The organism is Streptomyces africanus (genome assembly GCF_002150735.1).
GTDB lineage: Bacteria > Actinomycetota > Actinomycetes > Streptomycetales > Streptomycetaceae > Streptomyces > Streptomyces africanus.
Map to the genome: position 1 here is coordinate 1 of NZ_MUKA01000451.1, position 9,242 is coordinate 9,242.

10 protein-coding genes are annotated in these 9,242 nt (G+C 73.0%); 2 read left to right on the forward strand and 8 right to left on the reverse strand.

Annotation, left to right across the window (positions count from 1 at the left end):
- Window positions 1-40 precede the first annotated feature (40 nt).
- The 4 genes from CCL05_RS39460 to CCL05_RS39475 are packed head-to-tail and all read right to left on the reverse strand — an operon-like array spanning window position 41 to window position 3,869.
- Window positions 41-1,069 (reverse strand): 6-phosphofructokinase, encoded by a 1,029-nt coding sequence (locus CCL05_RS39460; RefSeq protein ID WP_086565421.1) that lies wholly within the window; start codon window positions 1,067-1,069, stop codon window positions 41-43.
- 52 nt (window positions 1,070-1,121) lie between these two features.
- Window positions 1,122-1,811, reverse strand: coding sequence for a response regulator (locus tag CCL05_RS39465; protein WP_086565422.1), 690 nt, complete (start codon window positions 1,809-1,811; stop codon window positions 1,122-1,124).
- On the reverse strand, window positions 1,808-3,034 hold the full coding sequence (gene macS, locus CCL05_RS39470) for a MacS family sensor histidine kinase (protein WP_086565423.1): 1,227 nt from the start codon (window positions 3,032-3,034) through the stop codon (window positions 1,808-1,810). Before macS ends, CCL05_RS39465 begins: the two co-directional genes overlap by 4 nt.
- Window positions 3,035-3,092: 58 nt before the next feature.
- Window positions 3,093-3,869, reverse strand: a complete 777-nt coding sequence (locus CCL05_RS39475; RefSeq protein WP_086565429.1) for a lysophospholipid acyltransferase family protein — start codon at window positions 3,867-3,869, stop codon at window positions 3,093-3,095.
- A 202-nt stretch (window positions 3,870-4,071) separates the two neighbouring features.
- Here CCL05_RS39475 and CCL05_RS39480 point away from each other — a divergent pair, with 202 nt between their 5' ends.
- Entirely contained in the window at window positions 4,072-4,869 is a 798-nt protein-coding gene (locus CCL05_RS39480; protein WP_086565424.1) for an alpha/beta hydrolase, read from the forward strand.
- Entirely contained in the window at window positions 4,862-5,494 is a 633-nt protein-coding gene (locus tag CCL05_RS39485) for a hypothetical protein (RefSeq protein ID WP_208641716.1), read from the forward strand. Before CCL05_RS39480 ends, CCL05_RS39485 begins: the two co-directional genes overlap by 8 nt.
- Here the strand turns inward: CCL05_RS39485 and CCL05_RS39490 are convergent.
- From CCL05_RS39490 to CCL05_RS39505, 4 genes are all read right to left on the reverse strand, one after another.
- On the reverse strand, window positions 5,491-6,237 hold the full coding sequence (locus CCL05_RS39490) for an endonuclease/exonuclease/phosphatase family protein (protein ID WP_086565425.1): 747 nt from the start codon (window positions 6,235-6,237) through the stop codon (window positions 5,491-5,493). The two genes, CCL05_RS39485 and CCL05_RS39490, sit on opposite strands and share 4 nt — an antisense overlap.
- A 102-nt stretch (window positions 6,238-6,339) precedes the next feature.
- On the reverse strand, window positions 6,340-7,293 hold the full coding sequence (locus tag CCL05_RS39495; protein WP_086565426.1) for an ROK family glucokinase: 954 nt from the start codon (window positions 7,291-7,293) through the stop codon (window positions 6,340-6,342).
- Window positions 7,294-7,427: 134 nt separating this feature from the next.
- Complete coding sequence (locus CCL05_RS39500) at window positions 7,428-7,928, reverse strand: DUF5304 domain-containing protein (protein ID WP_086565427.1); 501 nt, start codon at window positions 7,926-7,928, stop codon at window positions 7,428-7,430.
- Between the two features lie 56 nt (window positions 7,929-7,984).
- Complete coding sequence (locus tag CCL05_RS39505) at window positions 7,985-9,160, reverse strand: ArsA family ATPase (protein WP_086565428.1); 1,176 nt, start codon at window positions 9,158-9,160, stop codon at window positions 7,985-7,987.
- Window positions 9,161-9,242: the final 82 nt, after the last annotated feature.

The window sequence follows — 9,242 nt, forward strand, 5'->3', positions numbered from 1 at the left end:
TCGGGGCCGCGCGGCCCCGACCGGCACCTGGACCAGGCGGTCAGCCGAAGAACACCCCGACCTCCTCGTACAGCGTCGGGTCCACCGTCTTCAGGCGGGCCGTCGCGTCCGCGAGGGGGACGCGGACGATGTCCGTGCCGCGCAGGGCGACCATCGTGCCGAAGTCGCCGTCGCGGACGCAGTCGATGGCGTGCAGGCCGAAGCGGGTGGCGAGCCAGCGGTCGAAGGCGCTGGGGGTGCCGCCGCGCTGGACGTGGCCCAGGACCGTCGTGCGGGCCTCCTTGCCCGTGCGCTTCTCGATCTCCTTGGCGAGCCACTCGCCGACGCCGGAGAGGCGGACGTGCCCGAAGGAGTCGAGCGACCGGTCCTTGAGGACCATGTCGCCGTCCTTGGGCATGGCTCCCTCGGCGACGACGACGATCGGCGCGTACGACGCCCGGAAGCGGGACGTCACCCAGGCGCACACCTGCTCGACGTCGAAGCGCTGCTCGGGGATGAGGATGACGTTCGCGCCGCCGGCCAGGCCCGAGTGCAGGGCGATCCAGCCGGCGTGCCGGCCCATCACCTCGCAGACCAGGACGCGCATATGGGACTCGGCGGTGGTGTGCAGCCGGTCGATGGCCTCGGTGGCGATGCCGACCGCGGTGTCGAAGCCGAAGGTGTAGTCCGTGGCGGACAGGTCGTTGTCTATCGTCTTCGGCACGCCCACGCAGGGCACGCCGTGCTCGTCGGACAGCCGGGCGGCCACGCCCAGGGTGTCCTCGCCGCCGATGACGACGAGCGCCTCCACCTCCAGCGCGGCGAGGTTCTCCTTGATCCGGCGGATGCCGTCCCGCTCCTTCAGCGGGTTGGTCCGCGAGGAGCCGAGGATGGTGCCGCCGCGGGGCAGGATGCCGCGCACGGCGGGGATGTCGAGGCGGACGGTGACGCCCTCCCGGGGACCGCGCCAGCCGTCCCGGAAGCCGGTGAAGTCATAGCCGTACTCCTGTACGCCCTTGCGGACGATGGCCCGGATGACGGCGTTGAGTCCGGGGCAGTCGCCGCCTCCGGTCAGTACTCCGACCCGCATGGCATGTCCCTTCGCAGCAGGTGCCTGGCGAAGGGTCAGTGTGGCGTGGGTCTCACTCGTCGTCGAGTCCGCGCTCTATCGCATATCTGACCAGCTCCACGCGGTTGTGCAGCTGGAGCTTGCCCAGGGTGTTCTGGACGTGGTTCTGCACCGTGCGGTGGGAGATGACCAGGCGTTCGGCGATCTGCTTGTAGCTCAGGCCCTTGGCGACGAGGCGCAGCACCTCGGTCTCGCGGTCGGTGAGGCGGGGTGCCTTCGGCTCGTCGGTGTCGGGGGCGGGGGCGGGTTCGGAGGCCAGGCGGCGGTACTCGCCGAGGACCAGCCCGGCGAGGCCGGGGGTGAAGACGGGGTCGCCGACGGCCGTGCGGCGGACCGCGTCCTGGAGTTCCTCGGTGGAGGCCGACTTCAGCAGGTATCCGGTCGCCCCGGACTTCACGGCCTCCAGGACGTCGGCGTGCTCGCCGCTCGCGGACAGCACCAGCACGCGCAGCGCGGGGTTCGCGGCGACGACCTCCTTGCAGACCTGGACGCCGGGCTTGCCGGGCAGGTTCAGATCGAGCACCAGGACCTCGGGGGCGGCGGCCTTGGCGCGGCGCACGGCCTGCTCGCCGTCGCCCGCGGTGGCGACGACCTCGAAGCCCGACTCGGCCAGGTCACGGGCGACCGCGTCGCGCCACATGGGGTGGTCGTCGACCACCATGACCTTGATCGGCTCCCGCCGGTCCGCGGTGGTCTCCGTCATCGCTGCTCCGCCTTCCCCCGTACGGTCGTCACGTCCTTCGGTACCTTCAGTTCGACCTCCGTGCCCTGGCCCGGCACCGAGATCAGCTCCGCGCTGCCGCCGAGGTCGCGCAGCCGGCCGCGGATCGACAGGGCGACGCCGAGCCGCCCCTCGCCCTCGGCCTGGGCGAGCCGCCCTTCCGGGATGCCGGGTCCGTCGTCCCGTACGGTGACGATCACCTCGTCCGGCTCGTCCTCGACGAGGATCCACGCGCGCGCCTGTTCTCCGGCGTGCCTGCGGACGTTGTCCAGGGCCGCGCCGACCGCGGCGGCCACCTCCCGTGCGGCGGCCGGCGCCAGCGGCACGGGCGCGCCGGGCTCGGCGAGGCTGACCTTCGCGCCGGCGTACGGCGCGAGCAGGGCGCGCAGGTCGACGGGGCCGCTCTCCTCCGGCTGTTCCTCCACGGCCCGGACGACGGCTCCCTCGGCGGCGTCCTCCGAGACCCGGGAGACGGGCACGAGTCCGCCGGAGACCAGGGTGCGCAGCGCGACCTCCTGCTCACCGGCCATCCGGCCCAGCTCGGCCGCCTCGCCGCCGATCACCGCGCCGCGCCGCTGCACCATCGCCAGCACCTGGAGCACGCTGTCGTGGATGTCCCGGGCGAGGCGCTCCCGTTCCCTCGTCGCGGCCTCGATCTCCAGGGCGCGGGCGAGGGTGCGCTCGGAGGCGCGGGCGACCTCGACGACGTAGCCGATGGCGATGGAGGCGATGCAGACGAGGATGACGTTGTGGACGGTGTCGCGGGCCGGGCTGCCGCGCTCGACCAGGTTGGCGGCGGCCACGAGGCTGGAGGCCAGGGCCGCCCAGCGCCAGCCGCCCTTGACGGCGAAGGCCAGCACGGAACCGGCGGTCCATATCGACGGCAGGGTCGGGCCGCCCGCCAGGACCCGCTCGTGCGCGTCGGCGACGGGCGTGAGCAGGATGCCGGCGACGGCGATGGTGAGGTCGGCGGCGAGGAACCGCTTGGTGCAGCGGGCGGCGTTCGCGACCCGGGGCAGGGTGGCCAGGGTCCACACGGCCAGCACGGCGTAGTAGGCGACGGCGATCCAGGGCCGGGCGAACTCCTCGTAGGCGGTGGCGAACAGGCCGACCGCGTACAGCATCGTGAGCACCCGGTAGGCGGTCAGCGCACGCCACAGCGGCTGCTCGACCGACATCCTCATGACTCGCTCGCGCTCGGCCATCTCCCCCACCCCCGGAACGCGCCCCCGACCAGGGCTCCGTCCGCCTCTTCTCCGGCGCTTACCGCTCCGGCTTTTCCTGGTCGGCCTGTTCCTTCTCCGCCTGTTCCTTCTCCGCCCGGGCGAGCGCGGCCTTCGCCGCCTTCTCGGCTTCCTTCTCCGCCTTCGCCGCCTCGGCGAGCTGCCGCTTCATGGCCGTCGCGTACATGTCGACGTACTCCTGGCCGGAGAGCTTCATGATCTCGTACATGACCTCGTCGGTCACCGCGCGCAGCACGAACCGGTCGTGCTCCATGCCCTGGTAGCGGCTGAAGTCCAGGGGCTTGCCGATCCGGATGCCGGGGCGCATCAGCTTCGGCATGACCTTCCCGGGCGGCTGGATCTTCTCCGTGTCGATCATGGCCACGGGGATGACGGGCGCGCCGGTCGCCAGCGCCACGCGCGCGAGGCCGCCCGGCTTGCCGCGGTAGAGCCGCCCGTCGGGCGAACGCGTCCCCTCCGGGTAGATGCCGAACAGCTCGCCGCGCTCCAGCACCTCGATGCCGCTCTTGATGGCGGCCTCACCCGCGCCGCGCGCACCGGAGCGGTCCACGGGCAGCTGGCCGACTCCCTTGAAGAAGGCGGCCGTCAGCCGGCCCTTCACCCCGGGCGTGGTGAAGTACTCGGCCTTCGCGATGAACGTGACCTTGCGGTCCAGGACCGCGGGCAGGAAGAACGAGTCCGAGAAGGACAGGTGGTTGCTCGCCAGGATCGCGGCGCCCTCGGCGGGGACGTTCTCCAGGCCTTCCACCCAGGGCCTGAAGGCGACCTTCAGCGGCCCCCCAACAGCGACCTTCATCGCGCCGTACAACAACCGAGTGCCTCCTGTAGGTATCGATCAGACCTTAACCCGGCGCGCCGTCAAAGGCGCCGACGGCCCTGGTCGGTGTCAGTGCCGTCGCGTACGGTGAAGGTCCCGCGAACGCCGTGCGCCCCCTGCCATGACGTTCCGTGACATTCCGTGATCGTGTCCGTCCCTTCTCACGACCAGGAGGCCGAAGGTGCCGGTCCTTGCCGGAGCCGAGCCGTTTCGCCACGAGGGCGGGGAGATCGCCGTGCTCCTCTGCCACGGCTTCACCGGTTCACCGCAGTCGCTGCGCCCCTGGGCGGAGCATCTCGCCGCACGCGGCATGACCGTCTCGCTGCCGCTGCTCCCCGGGCACGGCACGCGCTGGGAGGACCTGCGGATCACCGGCTGGCAGGACTGGTACGCGGAGGTGGAGCGCGAGCTGCGCCTCCTGTGCGAGCGCCGCGAGCAGGTGTTCGTGGCCGGTCTGTCCATGGGCGGCGCCCTGGCCCTGCGGCTCGCCGCGCGGCACGGCGACGCCGTCAGCGGTGTGGTGGTCGTCAACCCGGCGAACAAGGTGCACGGCCTGGCCGCGCATGCCCTCCCGGTGATCCGCCACTTCGTCCCCGCGACGAAGGGCATCGCCAGCGACATCGCCAAGCCGGACAGCAGGGAGCTGGGCTACGACCGGGTGCCGCTGCACGCCGCGCACTCCCTGCGCCAGTTCTTCCAGGTCGTCGACCGCGAGCTGCCGCAGGTCACCCAGCCGGTGCTGCTGCTGCGCAGCCCGCAGGACCATGTGGTGCCGCCGGCCGACTCGGCCCGTGTCCTCAGCCGCATCTCGTCGACGGACGTGAAAGAGGTCCTGCTGGAACAGAGCTACCACGTCGCCACGTTGGACCATGACGCGGACCGGACCTTCGAGGAGAGCACCGCTTTCATCAGCCGGCTCGCGTCCGGCCTCGGCAAGGAGCCCGGTCTCGGCAAGGAAGGGACGACCGCAGGTGGCTGAGCACGACTCCGACCGCGAGGGCCGCGAGCCGGACGAGAAGGGCGTCCCGTTCGACGAGGAGGCCGCCTGGGCGGCGATCGTCGCCGGGTACGGCGAGGAACCGCCGGACCCGCCGGGCGCCAAGCCGTTCAAGTCGGTCGAGGACCTGGCACTGCTGGAGCCTCCGACCAACGACGGCCGGGTGGACCGGGTGGACACGGCCGCGTCGGCGCCCGCCGACGCCGGGAAGCCGGGCGAGCCGGACGGGCCGGAGCCGAAGGCGTCCGGCGACCAGCCGGCCAAGCCGCTGGGCGGCTCCGTCTCCTTCGCGCCCGGCGTCGGCCCGCGCGATTACTCGGCGCCCGAGCCCGCCGAGGACGACTTCGACGAGGACGACGAGGGGCATTTCGTGCCGCCGGAGCCGCCCCCGCTGCCGTCCGCCGACCCCACCGCCAAGTTCGCCTGGCTCGGCGTGCTGGGCGGACCGGTGCTGGTCCTGCTGGCCGTGCTGCTCGGCTGGGAGATGACCTGGTGGCTGACCACGCTGGGGATCGGCGGCTTCCTCGGCGGGTTCGCGACGCTGGTGATGCGGATGCGCACGGACGACGAGGAGGACGACGACCCCGGGCGGGGTGCGGTCGTCTAGGAAGCCGGCACTCTGAGGGCGGCCAGGACCGGGAGGTGGTCCGTGGCCGCCCTCAGGTCTGTGTCGGTCACTCCGGGGTGTCCGAGCGGCACGCCGCAGCCCAGTACCTCGATGCCCCCGGTCGCGAAGATCGCGTCGATGCGCTGGTAGGGGTCGGCCGGGGTCCAGGTGTGCTCGCCGCCCCAGGGCGCGGTCGCGTGGCAGTCCTGCAGGGCGTCGGTGAGGCGGCGGAAGGCGGGGCCGTCGGGGCGTTCGTTCAGGTCGCCGCCGGCGATCACGTGCTCCACGCCCATGCCGGCGAGCCGGTCCAGGAGCATGCCGGCCTGGTCGTAGCGCTCGTCCTTCTGCAGCGACAGGTGACAGCTCAGGACGCCGAGGCGGGTGCCGGCGAAGCGGACGACCGCCGTGGCGAAGCCGCGGCGGTGCAGGCCGGGGGTGTGGGGCAGGAGGACGTCCTCCGTGCGTTCGACGCTCGCCCTCAGCGAGCTGAGGATCGCCGGGCCCGTGGTGGTGGCGCCCCCGGTGACGACGACCAGGTCGGATTCGCGGGCCAGACGGGCGAGTTTCTTGCGCCAGCGGAAGAAGCGGGGCGCTTCTTGGATCAGGACCAGGTCGGGTTCGCAAGCGCGGATGACACGGGCCAGGGCGTCGGTGTCGTCGCGCATGGAGCGGATGTTGTAGCCGAGGACCCTGATGACCGCGGAACCGTCGGGTTCGGTACGGGAGTTGGGGAGCAGGGGCATGTGATCAATTTACGCCCAATGGCTCGGGGCGCGGGGATGGTGCGCGAGTGCCGGTTGTTCGTGGCTGTTCGCGCAGTTCCCCGCGCCCCTGACGAAAGGCGTTTACATGATCGGGTCGGGTTCCCTCGCCAGGTCCGCTGCTCCCACCAGGCCCGCCTCGTTGCCCAGTTCCGCCGCGCGGACCTCGGCGACCGGGCGCCAGTTGCCGCCGACCAGCCAGCGCTTGTAGGACTTGCGGATCGGGCCCAGGACCAGTTCGCCCTCGTCGGAGAGGCCGCCGCCGACGATGAAGGCGGAGGGGTCGAAGAGGGAGGCGAGGTCGGCGAGGCCCGCGCCGACCCAGCGGGCCAGTTCGCGGTAGGAGTCGACGGCCACGCGGTCGCCCTGGCGGGCGGCCATGGAGATGTGCTTGCCCTCGATGCCGTCGGGCGTGCCGTTGCCGAGGCCGAGGAGGATCTCGGCGTTCTCGGGGGTGGCGTTGGCGCGCTGCTTGGCGTACCTCACCAGCGCCCGCCCCGAGGCGTACTGCTCCCAGCAGCCCTGCGAGCCGCAGCCGCACAGCAGGCCGTCCGGCACCATGCGGATGTGGCCGAACTCGGCGGCCACGCCGAAGTGCCCGCGGCGCAGCTTGTTGCCGATGATGATGCCGCCGCCGAGGCCGGTGCCGAGCGTGATGCAGATGACGTTGCGGTGGCCCTTGCCTGCGCCGAACTTGTACTCGCCCCACGCCGCGGCGTTCGCGTCGTTCTCCACGACCACGGGGAGGCCCACGCGGGCCTCGACCTTCTCCTTGAGCGGCTCGTTGCGCCAGTGGATGTTGGGCGCGAAGTAGACCTCGGAGCGCTGCCGGTTCACATAGCCGGCCGCGCCGATGCCCACGCCGACGATGTCGTGCCCGACGCGTGCGCCTTCCACCGCCGATGCGATGGCGTCCACGATGCCCTCAGGCGTGCCCGGGGTCGGCACCTTGAAGGTCGAGAGGATGTTGCCTTCCTCATCGACCACGCCGGCCGCGATCTTCGTGCCGCCGATGTCGACGCCGATGGTGAGTCCCATGAATCCCTCAGTTTCGGTCGAGCCCCGCTACGGCCAACGGTACCCGAGGCACGCCGTCGGGTTCGCTGTCGTCCGCACGCTGGGCAGGACCGGCGGCGGCACGCCGGTCGGGGCTCGTTGCGAGGAGGCGGGGCTCAGTCCAGGTCGATGCGCTCCCCCGGACCGGCGTCGTCGCCCCGGTCATGGCGTTCGTCCAGGTCACGCGGGTCGATCCGGTCGTCGCGGCCGGTCCAGCGGCGCTCCTGGGACTCGACGGCGGAGCGGTAGGCGGCGAGCAGTTCGTTCCCGGCGGCGGCCAGGTGGTCGAAGACGTCCGGGTTGCGTTCGATGACGGGTTCCACGGCTGCCTTGGCCTGTTGGACGACCTGGCGGACGACTTGTTCGGCGGCGGGCCCCGCGACGGCGCCGAACAGCGGGGACTGGATCCCCGACAGCTTGTCCGCGACGGCGTCGACGAGCTTCTTCAGTTCCTCGGCCGCGGAGCCCGGGGGCGGGCCGTACTCGGCGCGGCGGCGGGCCTTCTCCGCTTCGAGGTCCTCGGCGCACGCGGTCGCCCAGGCGTCGGCGTCGCTCGCCCGCACCTCGTCCGCGGCCTCGTCGCGGGCGGCGTCGGACGGGGGGAGCTCTTCGCTCATGACGGACTCCTGACTACGGTTCGTCTTTCCGACGTTACTCCCTCTCATACCCCCGCTCACCGCGTCTGCGGCCAGAGCGTCGGGTCGGGCGCGAAGCGGATGCGCAGCTCGCCCTCGCGCAGGGCGGCCCCGTCGACGGTGCAGCGGCGCAGCGCGGAGGGCAGCGGAACGATACGGCGGAACCGCCCCGCCGTGACGACGAGTTCGTCGCCGCGCCGCACGAGGTCCAGTTCCTCGCGCAGGGCGCCGGGCAGCGGGATGTGCCAGACGAGCACCCCGTCCTCGCCGAGCCGGTCGGCCACCGGCCACTCGACCGGCGGTACGGGGGCGTCCGGGTCTGCGCCGGGCGCGGCGAGGGCGGCCAGGTCGTCGGCGCCGACCGGGTCGCGTCCCAGGTGGGCGACGGTCCGGACGTCGTAGGACTCCCGCCACTCGTCCAGTGTCTTGCGCTGCTGGGCGACCGGGCCGGCCAGCCAGGTGTCCGGGGACGCCTCGGGCAGGACGCGGTTGGCGACCAGGACGTCGGTGCGCAGGCCGCGCAGGGCGAGTCCGAGGCGGGCCGTGCGGAGGGCGTCGGCACCGGCCGGGCCGGGTTCGGCGACCAGTCGTACGACGGTGTCGCGGTCGGCGACGACGGCCTCGACGGCGGCCAGCTCCAGGTCCCAGCGGGCGGCCGTCTCGTACAGCCACTCGGCGGGCATGGGGACACCGGCGAGCCGGCCGAGGACGGGGCGCAGGGCGCGGGCGGCCTGGCGTTCGGGCGGGAGCAGGCGGCGCAGGTAGCGGCGGAGTTCCTCGGGCAGGGCGAGCAGGGCGAGGGCCTGCGGGGCCGGGGGCAGGTCGACGACGAGCAGGTCGTACGACCCCGACAGCGCGGCGTCGCGCAGGGCGCGCAGGAGGGCGAGTTCCTCGGCCCCGGGGAGGGGGCTGAGTTCCTCGGGGTCGAGACGGGAGGCGCCGAGGAGGTCCAGGGCGGAGGAGGCGCGGTCCTGGAGGGCGGTGAGGTCCGTGCGGAAGTCCTGGGCGGGGTCGGGGCGCCAGGCCGTGAGACGGGGTGCGGCCTTGACCGGCTCGGGGCCGGTGGGGGTGCCCAGGGCGGTACCGAGGGTGTCCGTGCGGTCGGTACCGAGGACGAGGGTGCGGGTGCCCTTCGCTGCCGCGGCCAGGGCGGTCGCGGCCGCGAGGGTGGTACGGCCGCTGCCGCCGGGGCCGGTGATCAGGATGGTGCGCATGGGGGTGAACGGTACCGGGCGTTGGCGCTCGGGCCGGGTGGGTCCGCAGCCCGGCGGAGCAGGGTGCCGCTGCGCCCACCCG